This window comes from Bradyrhizobium sp. BR 10289, from assembly GCF_019455385.1.
GTDB lineage: Bacteria > Pseudomonadota > Alphaproteobacteria > Rhizobiales > Xanthobacteraceae > Bradyrhizobium.
Map to the genome: position 1 here is coordinate 159,373 of NZ_JACOFR010000007.1, position 25,500 is coordinate 184,872.

At 64.1% G+C, this 25,500-nt stretch carries 23 protein-coding genes; 8 read left to right on the top strand and 15 right to left on the bottom strand.

Annotated elements, in window-relative coordinates; genetic code table 11:
* Positions 1-8: 8 nt before the first annotated feature.
* The 7 genes from HYH08_RS14795 to HYH08_RS14825 all read right to left on the bottom strand — a co-directional run bounded on the left by HYH08_RS14795 (position 9) and on the right by HYH08_RS14825 (position 5,721).
* Positions 9-1,004 carry an alpha/beta fold hydrolase gene (locus HYH08_RS14795; protein WP_220010545.1) on the bottom strand — a complete coding sequence of 332 codons (996 nt, stop codon included), beginning with the start codon at positions 1,002-1,004 and terminating at the stop codon, positions 9-11.
* The gene (locus HYH08_RS14800) at positions 1,001-1,288 is read right to left on the bottom strand and encodes a hypothetical protein (protein ID WP_228747836.1); all 288 of its coding nucleotides are present in this window, start codon (positions 1,286-1,288) and stop codon (positions 1,001-1,003) included. Before HYH08_RS14800 ends, HYH08_RS14795 begins: the two co-directional genes overlap by 4 nt.
* Complete coding sequence (locus HYH08_RS14805) at positions 1,278-2,375, bottom strand: hypothetical protein (RefSeq protein ID WP_220010547.1); 1,098 nt, start codon at positions 2,373-2,375, stop codon at positions 1,278-1,280. The genes HYH08_RS14800 and HYH08_RS14805 overlap by 11 nt, the downstream gene beginning before the upstream one ends.
* On the bottom strand, positions 2,372-2,779 hold the full coding sequence (locus HYH08_RS14810) for a DUF4383 domain-containing protein (protein WP_220010656.1): 408 nt from the start codon (positions 2,777-2,779) through the stop codon (positions 2,372-2,374). The genes HYH08_RS14805 and HYH08_RS14810 overlap by 4 nt, the downstream gene beginning before the upstream one ends.
* A 13-nt stretch (positions 2,780-2,792) precedes the next feature.
* Entirely contained in the window at positions 2,793-4,235 is a 1,443-nt protein-coding gene (locus HYH08_RS14815) for an FAD-binding oxidoreductase (protein ID WP_220010548.1), read from the bottom strand.
* A gap of 57 nt (positions 4,236-4,292) precedes the next feature.
* A complete protein-coding gene (locus HYH08_RS14820) occupies positions 4,293-4,967 on the bottom strand; it encodes a hypothetical protein (RefSeq protein WP_220010549.1) in 675 nt (224 codons plus the stop codon).
* 349 nt (positions 4,968-5,316) lie between these two features.
* Positions 5,317-5,721, bottom strand: coding sequence for a YccF domain-containing protein (locus tag HYH08_RS14825; protein WP_220010550.1), 405 nt, complete (start codon positions 5,719-5,721; stop codon positions 5,317-5,319).
* A gap of 197 nt (positions 5,722-5,918) precedes the next feature.
* Between HYH08_RS14825 and glgX the strand changes: the two genes are divergently transcribed.
* Positions 5,919-8,054: a glycogen debranching protein GlgX gene (gene glgX, locus HYH08_RS14830; RefSeq protein WP_220010551.1), complete on the top strand. Its 2,136-nt coding sequence runs from the start codon at positions 5,919-5,921 to the stop codon at positions 8,052-8,054.
* Between the two features lie 100 nt (positions 8,055-8,154).
* On the opposite strand, the gene HYH08_RS14835 is transcribed toward glgX, so the two are convergent.
* Both HYH08_RS14835 and HYH08_RS14840 read right to left on the bottom strand, forming a co-directional pair.
* Positions 8,155-9,699, bottom strand: a complete 1,545-nt coding sequence (locus HYH08_RS14835; protein WP_220010552.1) for an acyl-CoA synthetase — start codon at positions 9,697-9,699, stop codon at positions 8,155-8,157.
* A 134-nt stretch (positions 9,700-9,833) separates the two neighbouring features.
* Complete coding sequence (locus HYH08_RS14840) at positions 9,834-10,643, bottom strand: crotonase/enoyl-CoA hydratase family protein (protein ID WP_220010553.1); 810 nt, start codon at positions 10,641-10,643, stop codon at positions 9,834-9,836.
* A gap of 116 nt (positions 10,644-10,759) precedes the next feature.
* Here HYH08_RS14840 and HYH08_RS14845 point away from each other — a divergent pair, with 116 nt between their 5' ends.
* A complete protein-coding gene (locus HYH08_RS14845; RefSeq protein WP_220010554.1) occupies positions 10,760-11,632 on the top strand; it encodes an SDR family oxidoreductase in 873 nt (290 codons plus the stop codon).
* 177 nt (positions 11,633-11,809) lie between these two features.
* Here HYH08_RS14845 and HYH08_RS14850 read toward each other — a convergent pair whose 3' ends face one another.
* On the bottom strand, positions 11,810-13,084 hold the full coding sequence (locus tag HYH08_RS14850) for an acyl-CoA dehydrogenase family protein (RefSeq protein WP_220010555.1): 1,275 nt from the start codon (positions 13,082-13,084) through the stop codon (positions 11,810-11,812).
* Positions 13,085-13,297: 213 nt separating this feature from the next.
* Between HYH08_RS14850 and HYH08_RS14855 the strand changes: the two genes are divergently transcribed.
* Entirely contained in the window at positions 13,298-14,077 is a 780-nt protein-coding gene (locus HYH08_RS14855; protein ID WP_220010556.1) for an enoyl-CoA hydratase-related protein, read from the top strand.
* A gap of 168 nt (positions 14,078-14,245) precedes the next feature.
* Here the strand turns inward: HYH08_RS14855 and HYH08_RS14860 are convergent, their stop codons facing one another.
* The 3 genes from HYH08_RS14860 to HYH08_RS14870 are packed head-to-tail and all read right to left on the bottom strand — an operon-like array spanning position 14,246 to position 16,398.
* The gene (locus HYH08_RS14860; RefSeq protein ID WP_220010557.1) at positions 14,246-14,623 is read right to left on the bottom strand and encodes a DUF6285 domain-containing protein; all 378 of its coding nucleotides are present in this window, start codon (positions 14,621-14,623) and stop codon (positions 14,246-14,248) included.
* Positions 14,624-14,626: 3 nt separating this feature from the next.
* A complete protein-coding gene (locus HYH08_RS14865; RefSeq protein ID WP_220010558.1) occupies positions 14,627-15,613 on the bottom strand; it encodes a phosphotransferase family protein in 987 nt (328 codons plus the stop codon).
* A complete protein-coding gene (locus HYH08_RS14870; protein ID WP_220010559.1) occupies positions 15,610-16,398 on the bottom strand; it encodes an enoyl-CoA hydratase/isomerase in 789 nt (262 codons plus the stop codon). Before HYH08_RS14870 ends, HYH08_RS14865 begins: the two co-directional genes overlap by 4 nt.
* A gap of 193 nt (positions 16,399-16,591) precedes the next feature.
* On the opposite strand from HYH08_RS14870, the gene HYH08_RS14875 reads away from it, so the two are divergent.
* The 3 genes from HYH08_RS14875 (at position 16,592) to HYH08_RS14885 (ending at position 19,436) form a co-directional block, all read left to right on the top strand.
* Positions 16,592-17,371: an SDR family NAD(P)-dependent oxidoreductase gene (locus HYH08_RS14875; RefSeq protein ID WP_220010560.1), complete on the top strand. Its 780-nt coding sequence runs from the start codon at positions 16,592-16,594 to the stop codon at positions 17,369-17,371.
* Positions 17,372-17,479: 108 nt separating this feature from the next.
* Positions 17,480-17,860, top strand: coding sequence for a VOC family protein (locus tag HYH08_RS14880; RefSeq protein ID WP_220010561.1), 381 nt, complete (start codon positions 17,480-17,482; stop codon positions 17,858-17,860).
* 298 nt (positions 17,861-18,158) lie between these two features.
* Positions 18,159-19,436 (top strand): acyl-CoA dehydrogenase family protein, encoded by a 1,278-nt coding sequence (locus HYH08_RS14885; protein ID WP_220010562.1) that lies wholly within the window; start codon positions 18,159-18,161, stop codon positions 19,434-19,436.
* Between the two features lie 196 nt (positions 19,437-19,632).
* Here HYH08_RS14885 and yghU read toward each other — a convergent pair whose 3' ends face one another.
* On the bottom strand, positions 19,633-20,508 hold the full coding sequence (yghU, locus tag HYH08_RS14890) for a glutathione-dependent disulfide-bond oxidoreductase (RefSeq protein ID WP_220010563.1): 876 nt from the start codon (positions 20,506-20,508) through the stop codon (positions 19,633-19,635).
* A 101-nt stretch (positions 20,509-20,609) separates the two neighbouring features.
* Entirely contained in the window at positions 20,610-22,277 is a 1,668-nt protein-coding gene (locus tag HYH08_RS14895; protein WP_220010564.1) for a flavin-containing monooxygenase, read from the bottom strand.
* 222 nt (positions 22,278-22,499) lie between these two features.
* On the opposite strand from HYH08_RS14895, the gene HYH08_RS14900 reads away from it, so the two are divergent.
* Together HYH08_RS14900 and HYH08_RS14905 are read left to right on the top strand one after the other, a co-directional pair.
* Positions 22,500-23,633, top strand: a complete 1,134-nt coding sequence (locus tag HYH08_RS14900) for a nitronate monooxygenase (protein WP_220010565.1) — start codon at positions 22,500-22,502, stop codon at positions 23,631-23,633.
* A gap of 202 nt (positions 23,634-23,835) precedes the next feature.
* Complete coding sequence (locus HYH08_RS14905; protein WP_220010566.1) at positions 23,836-25,350, top strand: acetyl-CoA acetyltransferase; 1,515 nt, start codon at positions 23,836-23,838, stop codon at positions 25,348-25,350.
* Positions 25,351-25,500 lie beyond the last annotated feature (150 nt).

Genomic DNA, 25,500 nt, shown 5'->3' on the forward strand with positions numbered 1-25,500 from the left:
CTACGAGGTCAGTTGCGCGCGGCCGCAGCATCGGCAGGCATGACCTCGCGAATTGCCGAGAGCAGGACAGTATTGAATGCGTCCGGATCCTCGATTTGCGGGATGTGCCCGACGTTCTGCATGACGTGAACCGAAGCGGACGGAATGAGCGAGCGCAAATCGTTTGCCTGGGCGAGCGGCGTGACATCGTCACGATCGCCCCAGATCATCGAAACCCGAAGCTTGATGCCGGCAACCTGATCACGCGATGCGCTCAGGGCCGTCCGGTCGGAACCTGCGAAGTCAAGCAACCAGTCGGCGATGTGGGAGGTCGTGCCTTCCACGCGCATCGGAGCTTTGAGGATGTCGAGTACCGCGTCGGTGGCCGCCTCTTGCCGGTAGATCAGCTTGGATAGCAGAAAACGAGTCGCCAACGGATTGGTCGCAGTCGCCGAAACCAGCAGCTGACGCACTGGACCATAGGTCAGAATGGCCGGTGCATCGGATGGCGTCTGCGTCAATCCGAGAGCGGCATCCACGAGGACCAGCCCGATCACGCGATCACGATGCCGCATGACATATTCAAGGGCGGCACCGGCACCGAAGGAATGCCCCACCACAATTGCGCGTCCAGTTCCGAGCGTCGTCATCATGCCGTCGATACGGGCCGCCTGTTCAAGGCGGCTGTAACCGCCCTGCCGCTCGGAGTAACCGAAGGGCGGAAGGTCCGGAACGATCGGTCGATAGCCTTCATTCTTCAACGCGGTTGTCGTACGCCACCAGAGCCTACTCCAGGCCGCGGTCCCATGAAACAACACGACGGGAACGCCGTCCCTCGGTCCCTGGTCCATGACAAACATGCGTCCGTGGCCGCTTTCGACGAATTTGCCGTCCGCGGGGGCTGCTGCAGCGGCGCTTTCATCTTCCCGCAGATAGGCCGCGACCCGCAACAAGGCCAAGCTCGCGATCGCGCAAGCGACGAGAAGGACGATGACGAGCACGAAGCGGCGAATCCAGCGCATCATCGACGGCCGCATCCGGCGGTGAGCACCGGCCACACCAACCAGGCACCGTTTTGATAAAGCGATCTGACCGTGTCGGTGCTGCCCGTCCGCATCGCCAGGAAGCCGCGGCCGGATGCGAGCAGATCGCCGTCCCCCGCCGCAAGCCGGGCCGGGTCCCCGAAAGCGACGACGACGGTCGGGGTGACGACGACGGCAGCAGCAGCCATGCCGACGAACCAAACCGCGAGCACGGCGGCGGCACCTCCGGCAATGGGCAGCAGACGGCGGCGTGCCTCAGTAATCATAGGCATGCTCGAATTTGGCTCCGTGCGCCTCGAGGGCAGAAGGAAGCGCAGCCACCGCGGCGACCTGCGTGTCGTATCCCACCCTGCGCCATCCGGGCATCGACTGTACGCTGGTCTCGAAAATCTGTTTGGCTCCGCTCGGCGGCGGCGGAGCGCCCGGAGGGACGAGCACCGTCGTCAAGATCCGCGTGTTGCCTGCGATCTCCGCGAACGACTGGCCCTTGGCGCCGACCTCGCGGATAATGCTGGTGAATTCGCGATAACGTGGGGTGATCATCAACACGCCCTGACGACCGTCCGCCGCCTGAACCACGCGCAAGGGCTTGATACGGTCATCTTTGGGCAGCGCCTGCGCCGACGGCGCCAGTACGATACTCGATATTTCGAGGTCGGCCGGGGACAGGCCAGCGAGCGCTTCGATACCCTTCGCATAGATCGCCTTGACGCCGTACTGCAGGGACAGCGAAAAGCGGCGCTCGATCGAACGCAGCGACGGCGCGAACGGAACGTCGCGCCAGAGCGCCGACAGCTTGTCGGCGAAGGGATAGCGGTACCACGGCGTCTGTTCGAGGAATTTGGCATAGTCGTCCAGCAGCGCCAGATTGAAATCGTCCTCCCTGGTGCGGCTCGAACCGCGTAAGCCGACAGTCACCGCCCCGACCGTACGTTCGTAGAGTCCCTGCACCGCCATCTCGGCGGTGAAGCTCGATCCGATGATATAGTCGGTGATCATCTGATCCTGCGTCGGCGGCCGTTGCAACGACGTCGAGCGCCGCGCCCCGCACAGGCTGGACCAGAACCCGCCAATGCTGCTGAAATAGTTGAAGGACGATTCCGACGATGCGCGCGTCACGCCGGCGAGATCGGCATAGGCGTAGACGATGTACCATTCCGGATAGGTCAGGAAGCTGTCGCCTTCCGCCCGCGCATATTTCGGGTCGTCGATGCCGAAGCCGATTGCCGTGCTCGTCGCCGGGCCTTCCGGCTTGCAGCCGTATTGAATATTGAGGATCTGCCAGGTGCAGGTCACGACGAATGCGAGAAAGCAGAGGCCGACAACGGCCGCGACCCGGCGAAGCCACTTCATGCCGGCTGTCTCCGTGCAGTGAAGCCCGTTGCGATCCCGAAAGCGCCGAGCGCGAGGTGCGGCACGCTGGATGCGATCTTCACGTAGGTCGATGTCGGGCGAATGCCGTCGATGAAGATGCTGAGATCGAGATATCCGGATCCCGTGAACACGCCCATGACGCCGTCAAGAAAATAGAGCGTCCCGAACACTTTCAGGAAGAAGATCGCCGCCGATCGCGAGATCAGGGCCGCGGCGATGGCCCATGCCGCGGAAGCCAGATGCAACGCATCCTTGTAGATGTCGAGATGGAACAGCCCGAACACCCGTCCTTCCTGGTCGATGAAGGCCGGAATATAGTCCGTGGCGGCCGCGAACAGGAGCGCAGCTCCGAGCAGGCAGGCAGCCAGGCGGGATCGATCCATCATCCTGATATCCTCACGCGAAATAGGCATCCCACATCATGTTGCGGAACACGAGCGATGGATCGAGCCTGCGTTTGGCTGCAATGAATTCCTCCGCGCGCGGATAGATCGAGCGCACCTGATCGCGCCGCGCATGCAGGCGGTAAGGAAGGTAGAATGCACCACCGAGGTCTTTGATGCCTTCAATCAGCGCTTCCGTCATCGTCATCATGTCGGCTTCGCCTTCAGGGCTGATCTTCTGCGAGAACGACATCACGGCCGCGATCCGCTTCTGCGGCGCATAGGCCAGCACAGCGACCGGATCGGCGTCGACATAGCGTAACGTGACATTGAGAAATTCAGCCTTTGCCTTCGGGATGACGGCCCTGCATAGATCGATAAAACCTGCGAAGCGATCCGGCGGCACGAAATATTCGTGCAGGATGTCGGTGCGCGTGTGGTCTCCGGACGCCAGATTGACGACGGGCTCCACCATCAGCGTGTTGCGCGTGGCCGCACCCGCAATGGACGGACTGACGGACGCCTCCATGAACCAGCGGAAATTTTTCGCCCATTCATGCCCGGTCTGCGCCCGGTAGACATTGCGTGCGAAGCCGCTCAACGCGAAATGATCGACTGCTGCCGGCAGCGGCGACGGCTGTGTCGCGGCGGGACGATAGGTGATCAGCAGCGCTTCGTCGAACAGGCTCTCGCGCGCAACCGAAAGACGACCATAGGCCATGCGTACCGCCGGATCGGTCTCGACCGCCTTGATGAAAGCGTCGGCAAAACGCAGCGGATTCATCCGGACGTAAGACGGTTCGAGCGACAGATTCGGCACCATATCGAGCTCGGCTTCGACGATCGCGCCGAACAGACCATAGCCGCCCATCGCGAGCGCAAAAAGGTCGGCGTTTTCGGTGCGCGAGCATGTTACGAGTTCGCCACCGGCGGTCACGATCTGCACCGACCTGACCGTAGCGCCGAACGGACCGTAGCGTGTCGGCCAGCCGTGCGAATTGACACAGAAGGTCGAGCCGACGCCGAAGTCGCTGTTGGACTGCATCACCGCCGGTGAGAAGCCTTGCGCGTCGAGTGCCCGGATCACCTCGAACCAGCGCATGCCGGCGCCGACGCGATACGTCATCCGCGCCTTGTCGAGTTCGATGTGCCCGCCGGTCAGGGTGACGGCAACGCCATCCCTAGGAATCGATTGGCCGCCCATCGAGTGACGCGCCGTGCCGATGGCGAAGGGGCGTCCTTCCGCGGCAGCGGCGGCAATCTCTTTCCGAATTCGTCCGACGACGTCGTCAGTCGGCGTTGCCTTGAACGCCACGTGCCGCGCAACCGCCGTCGGATTGAGCCGGCTGGCATCGTTGACGATGGTTCGGGGGGTGAATTCGGCACGCGCCGGCACCGCTCCGGCGACCGCCAGGGCAAGTCCTCCCTTGAGGACGCTTCTTCGCGATATCGTCAATCAGCCCCCCGGAAACGTTGCTGCAATCCTACGAGATAAAACGGGTACGCCACCGTCTCAATTTCCACGTCGATCAACCGGCGCGGCTTGCGGTGCAAGACGCAACAGAATGAAATGCGTCGGGATGAAAGCGAACAGCGGAAGACCAATCATGAGGCCGGCAAGCCAGACCAGCGGCGGCACGAAGCTCTGAGGAGCGGTATCGCTCGGCCCGAAGACGTAATTGATGTTGACCGGCGTCATGCCGGGATTGGGTGTCGGCGGCGGCATCAGAAAATAGCAGGTGAGCAGGAGCGCCCACGCCAAGACGCTCCACCTGAGCAGCGCGCGTGGATCATAACCGAGTCGCCAGATCAGGAAAACAAGCAGGAGCGGCAACCAGCCGTGGAAGCCGGACAGAAATCGCAGGAAGAAAGAGTGCTCCGAGATGAACATGTAGTCGGTCATGCCAATCAGCGAGTAGCCGCTGAATCGGGCGGCGAAGTCGAGCATCCAGAACGCTTGCGGCAGCAGGAGGCCCACGGCAGACATCGAGATCAGCAGTGCACTTTCGGTCCATATTCCGATGAGCGTCAGGACCAGGCTGACGTCGCAAAAATAGAGAAAATTGGTCGGACCGTACCAATAGACATAGACCGGTACCAGAACGGCCATGAAGGCAGTGAACGCGATCTTCACCGACAGCGGAACGCGTCCGCTGTCCGACTCCGCAGCGGTGGCGGTAACAGACATTGCCGCAAACCTCTTCAATCAGGCTGGCAGCACCACTATACCGCATTAGGTAAACAGAGATTCCACGTCGCGACCCCTGGTTGAATGCCCTCAATGTTTTGCAAAGATTCGGTTAATGCCGATCCCGGGCCGCCGCGATTCCTCGGATCCGCCAAGGGATTGGCAGAGCTGCAGGCCTCGGCACTGCCGACATCAGGCAGCGCGTGGGGTGGGCGAAGGCGGGAAGCGCAGTGCCCACGTCTTCGCACCAAATAGGTAGGACGTGGGCACGCTTCCGCCTTCGCTCTTCGAGCTACGGCGGACAAGTCGCTTTGCCCACGCTGCAGGCCACAAGCTTCACTTACACACCCTACGCCGGCACGATCACCTTGCCGATCGGCCAGAGCGCGATGCCGGCGAGCTTGAGGTGGGCCCATGCGAAGGGAATGCCGATGATGGTGACGGCGAGAACCAGCGCGGTCACGAGGTGGCCGAGGGCCAGCCACCAGCCGGCCAGCACGAACCAGATGATGTTGCCGATCACCCCGAGCGGGCCGGTGCCGATGTCCTCGACGCCGGTGACCTCGTAGCGGCTGACCGCCCGAGAGCCGAACGGCATCAGCGTGTAGACGGCGATGTTGAAGGCCGCCCGCGCCCAGGGCAGGCCGATGATGGTGACGGCCATGATGACCGCAGCGACCAGCCAGCCGAACGCCATCCAGGCGCCGCCGATGAGAATCCAGAGGATGTTGAGCAGGATGGAAACGGGGGTCATGGCATTATCCCTGGTCGATGACCCCCTTTATATAGGTGCGAAAATCGTCGCTGCGAAGACAGCCATCGGCTCACACCGGTACAATCCCGCTCTCGCTTCATTGAATTGACGCACGCAGCACCCAGAATGGCACGGCATTTGAAACATTCTGGCGCAATGGCGTTGCCGTCGCGCCCGTTGGGGCCTGGGGGGTTCACATGACCGATTTGATCATCGAGGAAGGCCTGCCCTATCCGCTCGGCGCCCATTGGAGCGGCAAGGGTACGAACTTCGCGGTGTTTTCCGCCAACGCGACAAAGGTGGAGGTCTGCCTGTTCGACGGCGACCGCGAGACTCACCGCTTCGAGCTGCCGGAATATACCGACCAGGTTTTTCACGGCTACATCGCTGGCGTCGGGCCCGGCACCTTCTACGGCTACCGCGTCTATGGCCCCTACCATCCGGACGCCGGCCACAGATTCAATCCCAACAAGCTGCTGCTCGATCCCTATGCGCGTGCCCATGCCGGGAGCCTGACCTGGAATCCGGCGGTGTTCGGCTACAGGATGGAGACCGGCGACGACACCACCTTCGACGAACGCGACAGCGCGCCGTTCATGCCGAAATGCGTCGTGGTCGATCCCGATTTCGACTGGCAGGCCGAAGCGGCGCGGCAGAACGTCCATTGGGACGAGACCATTGTCTACGAGACCCACGTCAAGGGTTTTACCAAGAAGCACCCTGCGGTGCCGGAGAATCTTCGCGGCACCTATGCGGGCTTTGCCGCGCCCGAGATGATCGCACACCTGACCTCGCTGGGCGTGACCTCGATCGAGCTCTTGCCGGTGCACTCCTTCATTAACGACGACAATCTGCTCCGCAAGAACCTCGTCAATTACTGGGGCTACAACACCATCGGCTTCTTCGCGCCGGACCCGCGCTATGCCTCCGACGTGCCGAACTCCTTGCGCGAATTCAAGGAGATGGTGTCGAAGCTGCACGGCGCGGGGCTCGAGGTGTTCCTCGACGTCGTCTACAACCACACCGCCGAGGGCAACGAGCTCGGGCTGACGCTGTCCTTCAAGGGCATCGACAATGCCAGCTATTACCGCCTGCTGCCGGACCGGCGGCGCTATTACATCAACGACACCGGCACCGGAAACACGGTGAACCTGTCACATCCGCGCGTGATCCAGATGGTGATGGACTCGTTGCGCTACTGGGCCGGCCACATGCATATCGACGGCTTCCGCTTCGATCTCGGCACCATCCTCGCGCGCGAGGTCTACGGCTTCGACGAGCAGAGCGGGTTCTTGAAGGCGATGGACCAGGATCCTTTGCTATCGACTGTGAAGCTGATCGCCGAACCCTGGGATTGCGGCCCCGGCGGCTACCAGGTCGGCGGCTTTCCGCCGGGCTGGGCCGAGTGGAACGACAAATATCGCGACACCGTGCGCGACTATTGGCGCGGCGAGGCGCCGCCGTCTGCGCTGGCGACGCGGCTGCTCGGCTCAGGCGATATCTTCGGCCGGTGGGGAGGACGGCGTTCATGGGCCAGCGTCAACTTCATCACGGCCCATGACGGTTTCACGCTGAACGACTGGGCGAGCTACAACGACAAGCACAACGAAGCCAATGGCGAGGGCAACCGCGACGGCAATTCGACCAACCGCTCCTGGAATTGCGGCGTCGAGGGGCCGACCGACGATCAGAACGTCACTGCGCTACGCGAGCGGCAAAAGCGCAACATGCTGGCGACGCTGCTGCTGTCGCAGGGAACGCCGATGCTGCTTGGCGGCGACGAATTCGGCCGCACCCAGCAGGGCAACAACAACGCCTATTGCCAGGACAGCGACATCTCCTGGTTCGACTGGAATTTTGGCGAGGACGCGCAGAAGCTGCTCGCGTTCACCAGACGCGTGATCCAGCTCCGCCGTGACTATCCGATCCTGCGCCGCAGCCGTTTCCTCACCGGTGCACATGACGCAAAGCTCGACATCCGCGACGTGGTCTGGGTCAACGCCAATGGCAGCGAGATGTCGAGTGCCGACTGGGAGAGCGGCTGGCTGAAGTGTTTCGGCGTGGTGCTCGACGGTCGCGCGCGCAAAACCGCGATCGCACGCCGCGGCGAGGACGACAGCGTGCTGATCATCCTCAACAGTTACGAGGGCGAGGTCGACTTCAAGCTGCCGCACACCACGGCGGGTCCGTGCTGGTCACTGCTGCTGGACACCAATGTGGGAGACGGCGGCTCTGGGGCACGGTTCGAGTTCGACAGCGTCTACAAGGTGCCGGGAAGGTCGTTCCTGCTGTTCGTCGGTGGGGAGCTGGTTGAGGGCGCTTCGCTCTCGTAGGGTGGGCAAAGGCGCGCTTGCGCCGTGCCCACGACTGTCTCGGTAAGCGAATTTTCGTGGGCACGCTTCGCTTTGCCCACCCTACGATACTACGATACTGTCAAATCTTCCGCCCCGCCTGCTCCCAATAGGGATCGCGCAGGCGGCGCTTGAAGATCTTTCCGGAGTCTTCGCGCGGCAGGCCCGCGCGGATCTCGATGTGCTTGGGCACCTTGTAGTCGGCCAGATGGGCTTTCAAGCTCGCGCGGATGGAAGCTTCATCGAGCTTAACACCCGGCTGCGGTTCGACCACCGCCATCAACGCCTCGCCGAACTCCGCATCGGGGATACCGAACACCGCGCAATCGTGCACGCCGGGCACCGCGTGCAGCACCGCCTCGATCTCGGCCGGATAGATGTTGACGCCGCCTGATATCACCATGTCGCGCTTGCGGTCGCAGATGAAGACGTAGCCGTCTTCGTCGATATAACCGACGTCGCCGGAGGTGATGAAGCCGTCGCGGTCGATCTCGGCGCGCTTCTCCGGCTTGTTGTGGTAGGTGAAGTCGGCCATGTCGGACATGCGCGAATAGATCTCGCCAATTTCGCCGACGCCGAGCACGCGGCCGTCGTCGCCGATGAAGCGCAGCTCGGCGCCGGGCGAGATCCTGCCGACCGTGCCGGGCTTCCTCAGCGCGTCCTCGGAGGTTGCAAAGGTGACGGCGCTGGATTCGGTCGAACCATAGAATTCGTAGATCACCGGCCCCCACCATTCGATCATGGCACGCTTGACGTCGGCCGGGCACGGCGCGGCGGCATGGATGACGTGGCGGAGCGAGGAGACGTCGTACTTCTTGCGCACCGCCTCGGGCAGCTTCATCAGGCGGATGAACATGGTCGGCACCATGAAGATGGTGTCGATTTTGTAGCGCTCGATCAGCTCGAGAAATTCTTCCGCCTCGAAGCGCGGCATCAGCACCAGTACCCCACCAAGCTTTCCGGCGCGGATGCCGAACGAGTTCGGCGCGGAATGATAGAGCGGGCCAGGCAGGATCGCGCGGGCACCGGGCTTGAGCCCGTAGATCATCGCGCGCATGCGCTCGCCCGCGGCCTGCTGCTCCGGCGTCGGCGCATTGCGGCGCACGCCCTTGGGGTGGCCCGTCGTGCCCGACGTGTAGATCATGTTCATCGGCTGTGGCACGACCGGACCGTCATAGGGCGGGAATTGCGCGAGCCAGGATTCGAAATCGATCGCGAAGTCCGGCGTCGTCAGGTGATCGGGATCGATCTTGTAGTTTTTGCGGATCTCCGGCGGCGTCGGCACACTGAGTACGGTGACGCCTTTCGGGATCGCGTCGCGCAGTGCGTGCAGCATGTCGGCGTGTCCGATCAGCACGGATGTGCCGGTGTCACCGAGGATGTAATTGATCTCCTCCGGCTTGAAGTGCCAGTTGATCGGAACGCCATAGGCACCGAGCCGCATCGCGGCGTAGGCGGCTTCGAGGAAGGCGATGTCGTTGCGCATCAGCATGCAGACGCAATCGCCTTGGCGGACGCCGATCCTGGCGAGGCCGGAGGCGATGCGGTCGGCGCGAGCGGCGACCTCAGTGTGGGCGCGACGGCGATCGCCGGAAACGATGCCGAGGAAGTTGGACGTTTCGCTCATGTGTTTTTCTTTGTTGTTCGTGGCCGTCATTCCGGGGCGATGCGCAGCATCGAACCCGGAATCCATTTCGCGGCATGGAATGCGGCTCAATGGATTCCGGGCCTGCGCCTGCGGCGCATCCCGGACTGACGAACTCAATCCACATACTTCGCCGCGCGCTTCTCCAGATTGGAGCGCACGGCTTCGGTCTGGTTCGGGCTTCCGATCAGCTTCTGCTGCTCGACGGACTCGGCGAGCAGTGCCGGCCCGGGATCGACCGAGAGATTGTTCAGCAGCCGCTTCGCTGCGCGGATCGCATCGGGGCTCTTGCCGGCAATCTCGCGCGCGACTTCGAGGGCGCTCGCGCGCGGATCATCGCAGATGCGCGTCGCCAGACCATAAGTCATCGCCTCCTGCGCGGAGAAGATGCGGCCCGTATAGGTGAGATCGCGCAAAATGTCGTCGCGCACGAGCGAAGCCAGGATCGGCGTACCCGCCATGTCAGGCACGAGACCCCATTTGATTTCCATGATCGACATCCGCGCATCGGCGCTCAGGAAGCGCATGTCGGCCCCGAGCGAGAGCTGAAAACCGCCGCCGAAGGCGACGCCGTGCACAGCCGCGATCACTGGCACCGGCAATTGGCGCCATCCCCAGACAGCCTGTTGCGGAAAATTCGCCTGGCCATGCGTGCGCTTGGTGAGATCGCGATTTTCGCCGCCCGGAATTCCGTTGCCGCCCTTTTCCTTCATGGCGGCAAAACGCCCCATGTCGAGACCGGCGCAGAAGGCGCGGCCCTCGCCGGAGAGCACGACGACGCGCACGCCTTTTTCCTTCGACAGCCGCTCGGTTGCCGCGACAAGGGCCTCGAACATCGCCTGATCGAGCGCATTCATCTTGTCCGCGCGCACCAGGCGCACGTCGGCGACGCCTTCCGAGATCGAGATCGAGACGCGTTCTTCCATGGATGAATTCTCCCCTGGTTCTTGCCTGTTCTTGTTCGGTGCCGCTTTACAGAAAGCTGGCGGACGGATTTAGTCAATCGACCAATTAACTGACGATAGGTACGGGAGAAACAGCCATGTTCAAGGAAAATCTTCTGGCTGGGCGGCGCATTCTCGTGACCGGCGGCGGCACCGGGCTCGGCAAGTCGATGGCGGCGCGCTTCCTCCAGCTCGGCGCCGAGGTGCACATCTGCGGCCGGCGCAAGATCGTTTGCGACGAGACCGCGACCGAGCTGATGGCCGAGTATGGCGGCCGCGTCACCAGCCACGGCGTCGACATCCGCAATGCGCTCGCGGTCGAGGAGATGATCGAGAACATTTTTCGCGACGGTCCCCTCACCGACCTCATCAACAACGCCGCCGGCAATTTCATCTCCCGCACCGAGGAGCTGTCGCCGCGGGGTTTCGATGCGGTCGCCAACATCGTGATGCACGGCACGTTCTACGTGACGCATGCCGTCGGCAAGCGCTGGATCGCGGCAAAGCAGCCCGGTAACGTGGTGTCGATCACCACAACGTGGGTGCGCAACGGCTCGCCTTACGTGGTGCCGTCGGCGATGAGCAAGTCGGCGATCCATGCGATGACGATGTCGCTCGCTGCCGAATGGGGCCGTTACGGCATCCGCCTCAACACCATCGCGCCGGGCGAAATCCCGACCGAAGGCATGAGCAAGCGCATCAAACCGGGTGACGAAGCCGGCGCGCGCACCAAAGCGATGAACCCGATGGGGCGCGTCGGCACCATGGAGGAATTGCAGAACGTCGCGGTGTTCCTGATCTCCGGCGGCTGCGACTGGATCAATGGCGAGACCATCGCCATGGACGGCGCGCAGGCGCTCGCGATGGGCGGCAATTTCTACCAGCTCCGCGACTGGAGCGACGACGACTGGAAGACCGCACGCGAGAGCATCATGGCGCAGAACGAGAAGGATCGGGCGAAGCGGGGGTGAACACTGTCTCGTGCCCCGGACGCAGCGCAGCACTCCCGGCGATGGGCAGCATCGTCCGGTGTGGTGCGCTGCTGAGCCGAGGCCCAGAGCGCTTGACGCCCCGTACAAGCATGGGTCCCGGCTCTGCGCAGCAGCGCTGCGCGCTGCAGCGCGTCCGAGACACGAGACCGGCGAATCTCAATGCTTCCCCGGCCCCATATACCCGAACAAAAACCCCGCCACTTTGCGCATCTGGATCTCCTCGCTGCCCTCCGTGATTCGGTACCGGCGGTGGTGGCGATAGATGTGCTCGAACGGCTTGTGGCGTGAATAGCCCATGCCGCCATGGACCTGCATGGCGCGGTCGGCGGATTCGCAACAGAGGCGGTTTGCGTAATAGTTGCACATGGAGACGCGGTCGGAGAGCGTGCGCTCGATCTGCTCCTCGGTGAGCTGGTCCATCTCCCAGGCAGTCTTGCGGATCAACAGGCGCAGCATCTCGGCTTGCGTGGCGAGCTCGACCAGCGGGAACTGGATCGCCTGGTTCTCGGCCAGCGCGCGGCCGAACGGCTTGCGCTCACGGGCGTATTTGACGCTTTCGTTGACGCAGTAGACGGCCGCACCGAGCGAGCTCGCCGCCTGGCGGATGCGGTTCTGGTGGACGAAACACTGCGCCAGCGACAGGCCGCGGCCGACCTCGCCGAACAGCGCATCCTCGGGCACGAAGACGTCGGTAAAGCTGACGCGGGGATGGTCGGTCGGCATGTTGAAGGTCCACATGTACTCCTCGATCCTGACGCCGGGGCTCTTGGCCTGCACCAGGAAGCAGGTGATGCCGCGGGCATCGCCGTCATTGCCGCTTGTCCGCGCGAACAACGCGCAATGCGTGGCGACATGCATGCCGGTCGTCCACATCTTCTCGCCGTTGATGATCCAGCCCTTGACGTTGTCGCGCGTGGCCGGCACCGCGCGCGTCTCCATGTGGGTCGCGTCCGAGCCGTGATGCGGCTCGGTCAATCCGAACGTGATGCGGTACTTGCCCCTGATCGAGCCGTCGATCATCGCCTTCTGGTCGTCCCGGCCGTAGCGGTCGAGCATGGTGACGACGGGGAAATTGCCGACGATGGAATGCTCGTTCTGGAGATCGTTGTGCAGGCCGAGGCCCTTGGCGGCAAAGTGCTCGCGGATCACCGCCATCCAGAGATTGGAGCCGTCCTTGCCGCCATATTGCTTCGGCACCGGAAAGCGCAGATGGCCGGCGGCATCGGCAAGATCCTTGGCCTTGCGCAGCAGCGCTTCCCATTCATGACGCGGCAAGCCGCCATTCTCGAAATCGGTGCGCGCCCATTCGCGGCGATGGTCGAAGAAGCGGATGTTGTCGTCGGCCTGTTCCAGCGGCTTGATCTCGCGGTCGATGAAACGGTCGAGCTCTGCGAGATAGGCGACGAGATCGGCTGGCAGTGCGAAATCCACAGGCTCTCTCCCGGATTGATCTTATCGTTTTGCGTTAAGGCGCTAGGCGCGTTTTCGCTTCGTGCGATTAAGGTGAGAAGTGCGTATCCAAGTCAAGCAAAGCGAGGCGTGCCGGCTGCGCAAGGCGCATTGCGCAATTCGATGGTGCTGCGGTGCCGCCGCGCGCTAGTATGACGCCCATATTCCTTCACGAGAACATGCGGGGAGCGCGCGATGGAGCTGAAATTCTCAAAGGTGGAACGCAAGGGGCCGATCACGATCGTCACGCTGTCGCGGCCCGAGGTCTACAACGCGCTACACACCGACGCGCATTTCGAGCTTCAAAAAGTGTTCGACGATTTTGCCGCGGACCCCGAGCAATGGGTCGCGATCGTCACCGGCGCTGGCGACAAGGCGTTCTGCGCCGGCAACGATCTGAAATGGCAGGCGGCGGGAGGAAAGCGCGGCTGGGACAAGAGCGGCTTTGCCGGCCTCACCGCGCGCTTCGATTGCGACAAGCCGATCATCGCCGCGGTCAACGGCGTCGCCATGGGCGGCGGGTTCGAGATCGCGCTCGCCTGCGACCTCATCATCGCCGCGGAGAATGCGACCTTCGCCCTGCCCGAGCCGCGCGTTGGCCTGGCGGCGCTCGCCGGCGGCCTGCACCGGCTGCCGCGCCAGATCGGGCTGAAGCGCGCCATGGGCATGATCCTCACCGCGCGCCATGTCGGCGCCAAGGAAGGCTTTGAGCTTGGCTTCGTCAACGAGGTGGTGCCGCAGGGCGAGGCGCTGTCGGGCGCGCTGCGCTGGGCCGAGATGATCACCAAGAACTCGCCGATGTCGATCCGCGCCTCCAAGCAGACCATCCAGAAGGGGCTTGCCGTGTCGCTGGAGCAGGCGATCGCGGAGCAGCGGGACTATCCGGCGGTGAAGGCGATGGTGGCCTCGCAGGATTACATCGAGGGGCCGAAGGCGTTCTCGGAGAAGCGGCCGCCGAAATGGGTGGGGAAGTAAGGGCGGTCTCTCCGTTTCGCAAGCGAGACGCCGCAACACCACCGGTGTCATGCCCCGGCTTGACCGGGGCATCCAGTACGCCGCAGCTTCTCCGTATCTCACTACGGCCTCTGGGATACTGGATCGCCCGCCTTCGCGGGCGATGACAGCGGAGAGTAAGGCGTCAGCCTACCCCTCTCGCCCCAGCTCTCGCTTGTACGAGGCATAATTCGGCTGGTCCACGGCGAGCTTGTCCATCGTGGTTGCCCACAGGTGCTCGGCAAGGCCTGGCGTGGCCAGATCGACCTCGCCCTTGGCGATACGGTCCGCCAGCGCGCGGTTCAGCTCGGTGACTGAGCCGTCCATCCCGAGCAACGCGCGCAGCCGTTCCACCTCCCTCGCATCACTCCCCTCCTCCTGCGTCAATTGCCGCGTGACGAGGTCGAGGATGTTGATGGCGACGCGCAGCTTGAAGGACTGATGGCCCGAGATCAGCGGCGTGATGTCGTTCCGGAGGAAGTCGGCCACCGCCTTGGTCAGCTCGACCGGTGTCGGTTCGTCCTGCATGTGTCAGCTCCCGCGCGGCGACAGCAGCCGCAACAGATCGATCTCGGTTTCGCTGGCGCGCCGGCCGATCATGGCGCGTTCCATGGAGTGATCGGGGCTCTCGCGAAAACGCTGCATCATGCCGCCGCACATGATGCCCCAGCGCAGCGTCCCCATCACTTCCCAGAACTTGACGCGCGCGGGATCGACCTTGCGGCCGGCGGCCTCGTAGCCCGCGAACAGTTCATCGCGCGTGCCAAAACCGCCGACGGGCTTGTCGATCTCGCCAAAGCGCCAGGAGTTGACGCAGACCCAGCCGAGATCCTCCATGGGGTCGCCGAGATGAGCGAGCTCCCAGTCGAGCACAGCGCGCACGCCGTCCGGACCGATGATGAGATTGCCGTTGCGGAAATCGCCGTGCACCAGCGTGGTCTCGACTGAGGGGCCGGGATCGTGATCGCGCAGCCAGCGCAAGGCCAGCTCGAACACGGGCTTTGGCCAGTTCAGGCTGCGGTAGTCGCGGTCGAACTCGGAGATCTCCTGGGTCGCTCCGCGACTCCGCAGCTCCGGCAATTTGTCTTGCGGCAGCCTGTGCAAGCCCGCGAGAATGCCGCCGATCTGCCGCGCGAGCAGTGGCCGCGCCGCCGCAAACTCCTCATCGCGAAGAATCTTGCGCGCGATGGTCTCGCCTTCCACCCGCTGCATGATGAAGCCGGTGCCGAGATCATCCTCAGCGCTCAGCACATGCATCACGCGCGGCGACGGCACGCCCGCCTCGAAGGCGAGCTGCATCAATTGCGCTTCGGCGGCAAGGCCCGCCGCACGCGTTGGTGCTGCACCATATCCCTTCGGCGAGCGCCGCAGGATCGCGCCGATCGGCCCGTCGGGATGGGTGATGTCGAAGCGCCACGTCTCCTGGCTGGCGCCGCCGGACAGCTTTGCCGCACCAGTGACGCCGGTCGCGCCCGGACACCAGCGCTGAACGCTGCGCGAAAGCTCCGCCTCGATCATTTTCCTTGGAACTGCGCGGGCCGCTTCTCCAGGAAGGCGCCGACACCCTCGCGGAAATCCTGGGTGTCACCGGCGCGAAGCTGGCACTGGAATTCGAGATTGAGCTGGTCCTCGAAGGAATTTTCCGGGCTATCCCAATAGAGCTTGCGAATCAGCGACAGCGCCACCGTCGGACCGCTGGCGAGATCACGCGCGAGCTTCATCGCCTCCTCCATCAGCACGCCGTCGTCATAGACGCGATTGACGAGGCCCCATTCCAGCGCCTTCTCGGCCGGCAGCCGCTCGCCCATCAGCGACAATTCGATCGAACGGGCGCGGCCGACCAGGCGCGGCAGCAGCCAGGTCGAGCCGCAATCCGGCACGAGACCGATGCGGCGGAACGCCTGCAGGAAGTAAGAGGAACGCGCGCACAAGATCATGTCGCCGAGCAGCGCGAAGCTCATGCCGGCGCCCGCCGCCGGGCCATTGACCGCGGTGATGATCGGGCAATGCAGATTGCGGATGCGGCGCAGGAACGGATGAAAGCCGGTTTCCAGTGTCAGGCCGGCCTTTGTCTTCTTCGATTGATTGTTGCGACCTTGCAGATTCGCACCCGTGCAGAACGCCCGCCCCGCGCCGGTCAGCACGACGCAGCGCACCTCGTCCTTCTTTTCCTCGATCGTGTCGAGCGCCTCGGCGAGGCCGCCGAGCATGTCCACGGAAACCGCGTTCATCACCTCCTGATGGTCCAGCCGGAGGATCGCGACCGAGCCATCGAAATCGAGCGTGACATGTTTGAACTGCATGGTTTCCTCGTCGGTTGCGGCCGGCGATGTTTCGCAGACCGGAATTTAGTTTTGCCGGCCCGCATATTTGATTTTTGGCGCGGTCTTGTCCATGGTGGGACAAGCATACCCCACCGTCATATCGCATGATCTTGCGCGCACCGGCTGATGCGCGGCATACGAAAAGCCTCACCAAAAACACGGGAGACGCGCCATGAACCTTTTCGATCTCTCCGGCCGCGTCGCCGTGGTCACCGGCGGCAATGGTGGCATCGGGCTCGGCATCGCGCAGGCCCTCGCCGGCCAGGGCTGCAACGTCTCGATCTGGGGCCGCAATGCTGACAAGAACAAGACTGCTGCCGCGAGCATGGCGGGGCTTTCAGGCAAGGTCGAGACCCGCGTCTGCGACGTCACCGATCCCGCCTCCGTCAACGCGGCCATGAAGGCAACGATCGATGCCTTCGGCCGGGTCGACGGCTGCTTCGCCAATGCCGGCATCGGCGGCGGCGGACGGCGCTCCTTCATCGACCGCACCGAGGAGGAATGGAGCTCGATGTTCGCGACCAATCTGGACGGTGTGTTTCACGCGTTCCAGGCGGCCGCGCGACATATGGTCGACCGGGCCGGCGCCGGCGATCCCTTCGGCCGGCTGGTTGCGACTTCGAGCCTCGCCTCGATCTTCGGCACCGCGCGCAACGAGCATTATGCGGCGACCAAGGCCGCGATCAACGCGCTGGTGCGCGCGCTCGGCGTCGAGCTGGCGCGCCACGGCGTCACCGCGAATGCGATCCTGCCCGGCTGGATCAAGAGCGACATGACCGCGGGTCTCATGGGCAACGAGAAATTCGTCGCCAACGTGATGCCGCGCATTCCGCAGCGCCGCTTCGGTGAGCCGAGCGATTTCGGCGGCATCGCGGTGTATCTGATGAGCAAGGCCTCGTCGTATCACACCGCCGATACGTTCGTGATCGACGGCGGCTATACGGCGTTCTGATTCTTGTAGCCCGGATGGAGCGCAGCGCAATCCGGGGCTTTCTGTAAGTAAGCAAGACCCGGATTTCGCTACGCTCCATCCGGGCTACAGAATGAGGGGAATGGGCAAATGTTCTCACACGTCATGATCGGCACCAACGACCTCGACAAGGCCAAGACGTTCTACGACCAGCTGCTGAGCACGCTCGAAGTTCGCCCGGCCAAAGTCGACGGCCACCGCATCTTCTACATCACCAGGACCGGTGTGTTCTCGGTGACGAAACCGATCAACGGCGAGCCGGCAACCTGCGCGAACGGCGGTACCATCGGCTTCGCCGCCAACTCGCCCGAGCAGGTCGACAGATGGCACGCCGCGGGCGTTGCCGCCGGCGGAACGCCGATCGAAAATCCGCCCGGCATCCGCGAGGGCGCGGGCAACAAGCTGTATCTCGCCTATTTGCGCGACCTCGACGGCAACAAGATCTGCGCGATGCACCGGATGGCGAACTAGCTGAGCGGCAACCACCGCTGTCATGCCCCGGCCTGACCGGGGCATCCAGTACGCCGAGACCTATCGGCTCAATCGCTGCTGTCTCGGAGTACTGGATCGCCCGGTCTTCGCCGGGCGATGACAGCGGAGAATGCGGCCCGAACGCCGCGTCCCTTCATCACCATTCAAACAACATTTCAAACGCCTCGCGAAATTCCATCGCATGGCATGGCTCGCGCGGGAAAATACGCGCTCGCACTTTCGTGGCGCTGCGACTATTCTCACCTTCAACGCGATCTCAGTGCCCCCGGGAGGAACAATGACAAAACACGCCTACATTCCCCGCACCACCAACTACACCCTCAACCCCGGCGACGAGCTCAACGACCTCAGGATGTCGGACCAGGTCCGGCCGCTCTACGACCACGTAAAAAAATTCATCCGCGACACCGTCGAGCCGATGTCGATCGAGTTCGCCAAGGCGGGCGAAGGCAAGCAGGATCGCTGGAGCTTCACGCCGAAGCAGCTGGAGGTGCTCGAGGTCGCCAAGAACAAGGCCAAGAAGGAAGGTCTCTGGAACTTCTTCCTGCCCGACGACGAGACCGGCCAGGGCCTGAAGAATCTCGACTATGCCTATATCGCCGCCGAGCTCGGCAAGAGCCCACTGGCCTCCGAGACCATGAACTGCTCGGCGCCTGATACCGGCAACATGGAGGTGCTGGAGCGTGTCGGCACCAAGGAGCAGAAGGATAAGTGGCTGAAGCCGCTGCTCAACGGCGAGATCCGCTCCGCCTATGTCATGACCGAGCCGAACGTCGCCTCCTCGGACGCCAAGAACATCTCGACCACCGCAAAGCTGGTCGGCGACGAATGGGTCATCAACGGCGAGAAGTACTACATCTCCGGCGTCGGCGATCCCCGCTGTAAGATCCTCATCGTGATGGTGAAGACCAATCCGGACGCGCCGCCGAGCAAGCAGCAATCGCAGATCCTGGTGCCGCGCGATACGCCGGGCGTCGAGGTGCTCGGGCCGATGTACGTGTTCGGCCAGGATCATGCGCCGCGCGGCCACATGCACATGCGCTTCAACAATGTGCGCGTGCCGAAGGAGAACATGCTGCTCGGCGAAGGTCGCGGCTTCGAGATCTCGCAGCTCCGCCTCGGCCCGGGCCGCATCCATCACTGCATGCGCACCATCGGCAAGGCCGAGAAGGCGCTCGACCTGATGGTGCAGCGTGGCCTCACCCGCGAAGCCTTCGGCAAGAAGATCGCCCATCTCGGCGGCAACATGCAGATCATCGCGCAGGCGCGCTGCGAGATCGAGGCGATGCGGCTGATGGTGCTGAAGGCGGCGAAGGCCATGGACGTGCTCGGCAACAAGGAGGCCCGCGTCTGGGTCTCCATGGTCAAGGCCATGGTGCCCGAGCGGGCCTGCAAGATCATCGACCAGTCGATCCAGATGCACGGCGCCACCGGCATCTCGCACTGGACCCCGCTCGCCGAGATGTACCAGGACGTGCGGCATCTGCGCTTTGCCGACGGTCCGGACGAGGTGCACTGGATGGTGGTGGGACGCCATGAGCTGAGCATGGCGTGAGGCTTCGCCTCTTCCCTGCTCGGGAGGATCGGTAGGGTGGGCAAAGGCGCGTTTGCGCCGTGCCCACCAATCTTGCCAGGTCACATGATTTTCGTGGGCACGCTTCGCTTTGCCCACCCTGCGATATCTGCTCCCCCTCACCCGCCGCACGCGCGCGCGTCGGCCTCTCTCCGCAAGCGGGGAGCGGCGAAAGCAATTACGTCGCGGGCGCGATCTTGTCCTGGGTCTTCGTCTCGAAATCGGAGGCGTCGTGGCGCTCGTGGAGCTGGCTGGCGGGATCGCCGGAGATGCGGTTGACCATGCGGCCGCGCTTCACGGCGGGGCGCTGCGCGATCTGGTCGGTCCAGCGCTGCACGTTCTTGTAATCCTGCACCGACAGGAATTCGCCGGCGCCGTAGACCAGCCCCTTGGCGAGCGCGCCGTACCACGGCCACACCGCCATGTCGGCGATCGTGTAGTCCTTGCCGGCGAGGTACTCGTTGTCGGCGAGGCGACGGTCGAGCACGTCGAGCTGGCGCTTGACCTCCATCGCGAAGCGATCGATGGCGTATTCGATCTTGAACGGCGCGTAGGCGTAGAAATGGCCAAAGCCGCCGCCGAGATAGGGCGCGCTGCCCATCTGCCAGAACAGCCAGGACATGGCCTCCGTGCGGGCCTTGATCTCCTTCGGCAGGAAGGCGCCGAACTTCTCGGCGAGGTAGAACAGGATCGAGCCGGATTCGAATACCCGGATCGGCTCCGGCCCCGAACGATCCATCAGCGCGGGGATTTTCGAGTTCGGGTTGATCTCGACAAAGCCGCTGCCGAACTGGTCGCCGTTGCCGATCTTGATCAGCCAGGCGTCGTATTCGGCCCCCTTGTGGCCGAGCGCCAGCAGCTCCTCCAGCATCACCGTCACCTTCACGCCGTTCGGCGTCGCCAGCGAATAGAGCTGGAGGGGATGCTTGCCGACCGGCAGCTCCTTGTCGTGGGTGGGGCCGGCGATGGGGCGGTTGATGCTGGCGAACTGCCCGCCATTCTCCTTGTTCCAGGTCCAGACTTTGGGCGGCACGTAGGCGGGGGCGTCGGTCATGCGGGGGCTCCGGCGGAAAGATGCGTCTGCATTAATTAGCCCGCCAGCGGAAGATGGCAAGCCCCGCCGGCTCTGCGTCCGGCGCGGGCCTGAAGGCGGCGTCATGCAACCTGGCCTGTGGCCAGCCGGAGCGGCGGCGCCTCGGCCTCCATCACAAACCCCTCATATCCCTTGGCGGCGACCTCGTTGCAGATCCGGCGGTAGACGCCGACGCCGCCGATATAGGGCATGAAGATGCGTGGCTTGCCGGGGATGTTGGCGCCCATGTACCAGGAATTGGCCTGCGGATAGAGCGTGCCGCTGGCGACCTCGTTGACATGCGCCACCCACTTCTCCTCGGCCTCCCGGCCCGCCTCCATCGTGGCAAGGCCGTTCTGGCGCATATGGAGAAGGCAGTCGGCGATCCAGTCGACATGCTGCTCGATCGAGACGATCATGTTCGACAGCACCGACGGGCTGCCGGGGCCGGTGATGATGAAGAGGTTGGGAAAGCCCGCACTCATCAGGCCGAGATAGGTCTTTGGCCCCTCCTCCCATTTCCGGTTCAGCGTTAGCCCGCCGCGGCCGGTGATGTCGATCTTGGCGACCGAGCCGGTCATGGCGTCAAAACCCGTCGCCATCACCAGCGCATCGACCTCGTGGTCCACGCCTGCAACGCGGACGGCATTCGCAGTGATCTCCTCGATCGGATTTGCCTTGATGTCGACCAGCGAGACGTTCGGGCGGTTGAAGGTCGCGAAATAATCGGTGTCGACGCAGATGCGCTTGGTGCCGATCGGATGGCTGTTCGGCTGCAGCAGCTTTGCGGTTGCGGGATCCTTCACGATCTCCGCGATCTTGCCGCGCACGAAGTTGGCCGCCGTGTCGTTCGCGGTCCGGTCGAGGCCGAGATTGTTGTAGACATACATGAAGGTCAGCCCGCCGCGCTCCCAGCGCGCCGCGTACTTGCCGGCCCTGACATCGTCACTGTCGTCGAGCGCGCCGCGATCGGGCTGCTCGGCATAGATGCCGTTGCGCGCGACCTCGCGCGCGAACCGGCGGATCTCCGGATATTTCTTGCGGAATGTCTCGCGCTCCTCGTCGGTCAACGCGGCGTTGCGGGCGGGGATCGAGAAATTCGCCGTGCGCTGGAACACCGTGAGATGCTTTGCCTGCCCGGCGATGACGGGCGCAGACTGGATGCCCGACGATCCCGTGCCGATCAGGCCGACGCGCAAGCCCGTGAAGTCGACGTCTTCGTGCGGCCAGTTGCCGGTGTGATAGACGGGGCCCTTGAATTTCTCGAGGCCCTTGATGTCGGGCTTGCGCGCGTTGGACAGGCAGCCGGTGGCGAGCACGACGAATTGCGCCTGCACCGTCTTGCCGCCGGATGTTGTCACCGACCAGCGTTTTGCATGTTCATCGAACATCGCGCGCTCCACGCGCGTGTCGAACTGGATGTCGCGGCGGAGATCGAAACGGTCGGCGACGTGGTTGGCGTATTTCAAGATCTCCGGTTGCGGCGCGTAGCGCTCGCTCCAGTCCCATTCCTGCTGGAGCTCCTCCGAGAACGAGTAGGAATATTGCATGCTCTCGACGTCGCAGCGCGCACCCGGATAGCGATTCCAGTACCAGGTGCCGCCGACGCCGCCGCCCTGCTCGTAGACGCGCGCCGAAAAGCCGAGACCGCGCAGGCGGTGCAGCATGTACATGCCGGCAAACCCTGCGCCGACGACGACCACGTCGTAGGCTTCGGTGGCCTCGGACCGACCCGCTTGTGCTGGCGACATCGCTTGGCGCTCCCTTTTCTGCTTTCTGTTGTTGGATGCGAGCATTCTCTCAAGGCTGCGAAAGCGCAAGAGGCAAATCGGACGAGGTCCGCCGGCTTATTTTGTGCAGCGGAATGGCTGGTTGCCGCGTGGCGTCTACACGCAAGATGCACGGCCGAATCCGGCGTGGCATCGCGGATGACGATGGACTAGCGTCGTCGCAACGGCCGCCGGGAGAGAGCCATGAAATCGCCGATCTGCGACATGCTGGGCATCGAGTTCCCGCTGCTCGCCTTCAGCCATTGCCGCGACGTCGTTGCCGCGGTCAGCCGCGCCGGCGGATTTGGTGTGCTGGGCGCCACCGCGCACACGCCCGATACGCTCGAACGCGAATTGAAATGGATCGACGACCACGTCGACGGAAAACCGTACGGCATCGACGTGCTGATCCCCGAGAACATCTCGACCGCGGGCGAGAAGGACGTCACTTGGAAGAGCCTGGAAGCGCGGGTGCCGCAGCAGCACCGCGACTACACGCGAGATCTCCTCAAGAAGTACGATATCGAGCTGACCACCACTGAAGTGGCCGATAACCAGCCGCAGCCGTTCGATGCCAAGACGGCGCTGGAGCTGCTCGAGGTCTCCTTCAATCATCCGATCCGCCTGATCGCCAATGCGCTGGGCGTGCCGCCGAAGGCGATGATCGAGATGGGGAAAAAGCACAACGTACCGGTGGCTGCGCTAGTCGGCGCCAAGGAGCACGCGCTGCGCCAGGTCGCGGCCGGCGTCGACATCCTCGTGGTGCAAGGCACCGAGGCCGGCGGCCATTGCGGCGAGGTCTCGACCATGGTGCTGGTGCCGGAGGTGATCAAGGCGATCAAGCCGATCCGCGACGTGCCGGTGCTGGCCGCCGGCGGCATCATGACCGGGCGGCAGATGGCGGCCTGCATGGCGATGGGCGCGGCCGGTGCCTGGACCGGCTCGGTATGGCTCGCCACCGTCGAGGCCGAGACCACGGAGATTTTTCGCGAGAAGATGATCGCGGCGTCCTCGCGCGATGCGATCCGCTCGAAGGGCCGCACCGGCAAGCCGGCGCGGCAGCTCCGTTCGGTCTGGACCGATGCCTGGGACCGCGCGCCCGACAGCCCCGGCGCGCTGCCGATGCCGCTGCAAAGCATCATCAGCCGCGACGCCTTCCACGCGATCGATCGTGCGGCCGCAAGCGGCAACGCGAGGGCGCGCGACCTCGTCGGCTACTTCGTGGGCCAGGGCGTCGGGCTCATTGACAGCGTGAAGTCGGCCGGCGCGGTGGTGCAGGAATTCAAGGAGGAGTTCGCCGAAGCCGTCGAGCACATGAATGCGCTGGTGGCGGAGTGACTGTGTGTGTGGCTGGCGGCGTGTTCGCGGCCCATCCTTCGAGGCTCGCCAAGCGCCGCAAGCGTGGCTCGGCTCGCACCTCAGGATGACGTTTACTCCGTAGCCGTCATCCTGAGGTGCGAGCAGCGCGGTGCATAGCACGGCGCAGCGAGCCTCGAAGGACGACGGCGTGGCTGAGGTTCAAATCGTAAAGCAAGAAGCAATGACCAAGACCAAAATCCCCGAAGACCGCATCCCCGTCATCGTTGGAATCGGCGAGATCGTCGACCGCCCCACGGAGATCACCATCGGCCTCGAGCCGCTCGATCTGCTCGAACAGGCCTTACTGCGTGCCGAGGCAGACGCGGGCGCAAAGCTGCTCGGCGAGGTGCAGTCGCTCGACGTCGTCAACTTCCTCAGCTGGCGCTATCGCGATCCGGAGAAGCTGCTGGCGCAGCGCCTCGGCGTCACGCCGGCGCATTGCTATTACGGCCCGGTCGGCGGCGAGAGCCCGATCCGCTACATCCACGAAGCCGCAAAACGCATCGCGCGCGGCGAATGCAGCGTCGCGGCGGTCTGCGGCGCCGAGGCGCAGTCGACCGCGACCAAGGCCGAGCGCACCGGCACCAAGCTGCCATGGACGCCGTTCGCCCATGACGTCGAGGAGCCCAAGCGCGGCGCGGCGTTCCAGAAGCCCCTCGCCGTGAAGCTCGGCGTGTTCCGGCCCGTCACGGTCTATCCGTTCTATGAGGCCGCCTCCTCCGCGCATTGGGGCCAGACGCCGCGCGAAGCCATGGCGGAATCAGGCATGCTGTGGTCGCGCTATTCGGACGCCGCCGCGCGAAATCCAAACGCCTGGCTGAAGCGGCGTTACGCGCCGGAGGAGATCACGACGCCGACGGCGGACAACCGGCTGATCGCATGGCCCTACAACAAGCTGATGGTCGCCAACCCCAGCGTCAACATGGGCGGCGCGCTGCTGCTCACGAGCCTCGCCAAGGCGCGCGCGCTCGGCATTGCCGAGGAGAAGGTGGTCTATCCGCTCGGCGGCGCCTCGGCGGAGGAGCCGCGCGACTACCTCTTGCGCGACCAGTTTTACGAGAGCCACGCGCAGAACGCGGTGCTGAAGGCCGTGATGGATCTCGCCGGCGGCGATGGCAAGATATTCGATGCGATCGAACTCTACAGCTGCTTTCCTTGCGTGCCCAAGATGGCACGGCGGACGCTCGGCCTTTCCGCCGACGTGCAGCCGACGGTGACCGGCGGCCTCACCTTCTTCGGCGCGCCGCTCAACACCTACATGACGCATGCGGCCTGCGCGATGGTGCGGCGGGTGCGTGGTGGCGACAAGCTCGGCCTGCTCTACGGACAGGGCGGCTTCGTCACCAAGCACCATGCGCTGGTTGTGTCGAAGGCGCCGCCGCGCGAGGCGCTGGCGCAGGAGACGAGCGTGCAAGGCGAGGCTGATCGTAACAAGCGCGCGGCGCCGGAGTTCGTTGACGAGGCCTCGGGCAAGGGCAAGGTGGAGAGCTTTACCGTGCTCTATGGCCGTGGCGGCGATGTCGAGCACGGCGTGGTGATGCTGCGCACGGAAGCCGACCAGCGGACGCTGGCGCGGATTCCGGCGGGCGATAGTGCGACGCTGGCGCACCTGCTGAACATGGATCGCACGCCGGTGGGCTCGCTCGGCGAGATCGCGATGGCCGCGGACGGCGTGCCGGAGTGGCGGGTGGCGTAGCTCGCTACTCGTGTCCCGGACGCGATGCGGCATGCAATGCCGCTTCGCAGAGCCGGGACCCAGAAAGCTATAGGATTCAGCGAGGAGAGATGGGCCCCGGCTCAGCAGCGCATCACTTCGTGCCGCGCTGCGTCCGGGGCACGAGAGCGC

What these genes read in the sequence shown, in the direction of transcription:
- HYH08_RS14885 (WP_220010562.1), top strand. Translation starts at nt 18,159, where the DNA reads ATGACAAAACACGCCTACATTCCCCGCACCACCAACTACACCCTCAAC.
- yghU (WP_220010563.1), bottom strand. Translation starts at nt 20,508, where the DNA reads ATGACCGACGCCCCCGCCTACGTGCCGCCCAAAGTCTGGACCTGGAAC.
- HYH08_RS14900 (WP_220010565.1), top strand. Translation starts at nt 22,500, where the DNA reads ATGAAATCGCCGATCTGCGACATGCTGGGCATCGAGTTCCCGCTGCTC.
- HYH08_RS14800 (WP_228747836.1), bottom strand. Translation starts at nt 1,288, where the DNA reads ATGATTACTGAGGCACGCCGCCGTCTGCTGCCCATTGCCGGAGGTGCC.
- HYH08_RS14845 (WP_220010554.1), top strand. Translation starts at nt 10,760, where the DNA reads ATGTTCAAGGAAAATCTTCTGGCTGGGCGGCGCATTCTCGTGACCGGC.
- HYH08_RS14905 (WP_220010566.1), top strand. Translation starts at nt 23,836, where the DNA reads ATGACCAAGACCAAAATCCCCGAAGACCGCATCCCCGTCATCGTTGGA.
- HYH08_RS14870 (WP_220010559.1), bottom strand. Translation starts at nt 16,398, where the DNA reads ATGCAGTTCAAACATGTCACGCTCGATTTCGATGGCTCGGTCGCGATC.
- HYH08_RS14895 (WP_220010564.1), bottom strand. Translation starts at nt 22,277, where the DNA reads ATGTCGCCAGCACAAGCGGGTCGGTCCGAGGCCACCGAAGCCTACGAC.
- HYH08_RS14840 (WP_220010553.1), bottom strand. Translation starts at nt 10,643, where the DNA reads ATGGAAGAACGCGTCTCGATCTCGATCTCGGAAGGCGTCGCCGACGTG.
- HYH08_RS14795 (WP_220010545.1), bottom strand. Translation starts at nt 1,004, where the DNA reads ATGATGCGCTGGATTCGCCGCTTCGTGCTCGTCATCGTCCTTCTCGTC.
- HYH08_RS14810 (WP_220010656.1), bottom strand. Translation starts at nt 2,779, where the DNA reads ATGGATCGATCCCGCCTGGCTGCCTGCCTGCTCGGAGCTGCGCTCCTG.
- HYH08_RS14825 (WP_220010550.1), bottom strand. Translation starts at nt 5,721, where the DNA reads ATGACCCCCGTTTCCATCCTGCTCAACATCCTCTGGATTCTCATCGGC.
- HYH08_RS14860 (WP_220010557.1), bottom strand. Translation starts at nt 14,623, where the DNA reads ATGCAGGACGAACCGACACCGGTCGAGCTGACCAAGGCGGTGGCCGAC.
- HYH08_RS14820 (WP_220010549.1), bottom strand. Translation starts at nt 4,967, where the DNA reads ATGTCTGTTACCGCCACCGCTGCGGAGTCGGACAGCGGACGCGTTCCG.
- HYH08_RS14805 (WP_220010547.1), bottom strand. Translation starts at nt 2,375, where the DNA reads ATGAAGTGGCTTCGCCGGGTCGCGGCCGTTGTCGGCCTCTGCTTTCTC.
- HYH08_RS14855 (WP_220010556.1), top strand. Translation starts at nt 13,298, where the DNA reads ATGGAGCTGAAATTCTCAAAGGTGGAACGCAAGGGGCCGATCACGATC.
- glgX (WP_220010551.1), top strand. Translation starts at nt 5,919, where the DNA reads ATGACCGATTTGATCATCGAGGAAGGCCTGCCCTATCCGCTCGGCGCC.
- HYH08_RS14865 (WP_220010558.1), bottom strand. Translation starts at nt 15,613, where the DNA reads ATGATCGAGGCGGAGCTTTCGCGCAGCGTTCAGCGCTGGTGTCCGGGC.
- HYH08_RS14875 (WP_220010560.1), top strand. Translation starts at nt 16,592, where the DNA reads ATGAACCTTTTCGATCTCTCCGGCCGCGTCGCCGTGGTCACCGGCGGC.
- HYH08_RS14880 (WP_220010561.1), top strand. Translation starts at nt 17,480, where the DNA reads ATGTTCTCACACGTCATGATCGGCACCAACGACCTCGACAAGGCCAAG.
- HYH08_RS14835 (WP_220010552.1), bottom strand. Translation starts at nt 9,699, where the DNA reads ATGAGCGAAACGTCCAACTTCCTCGGCATCGTTTCCGGCGATCGCCGT.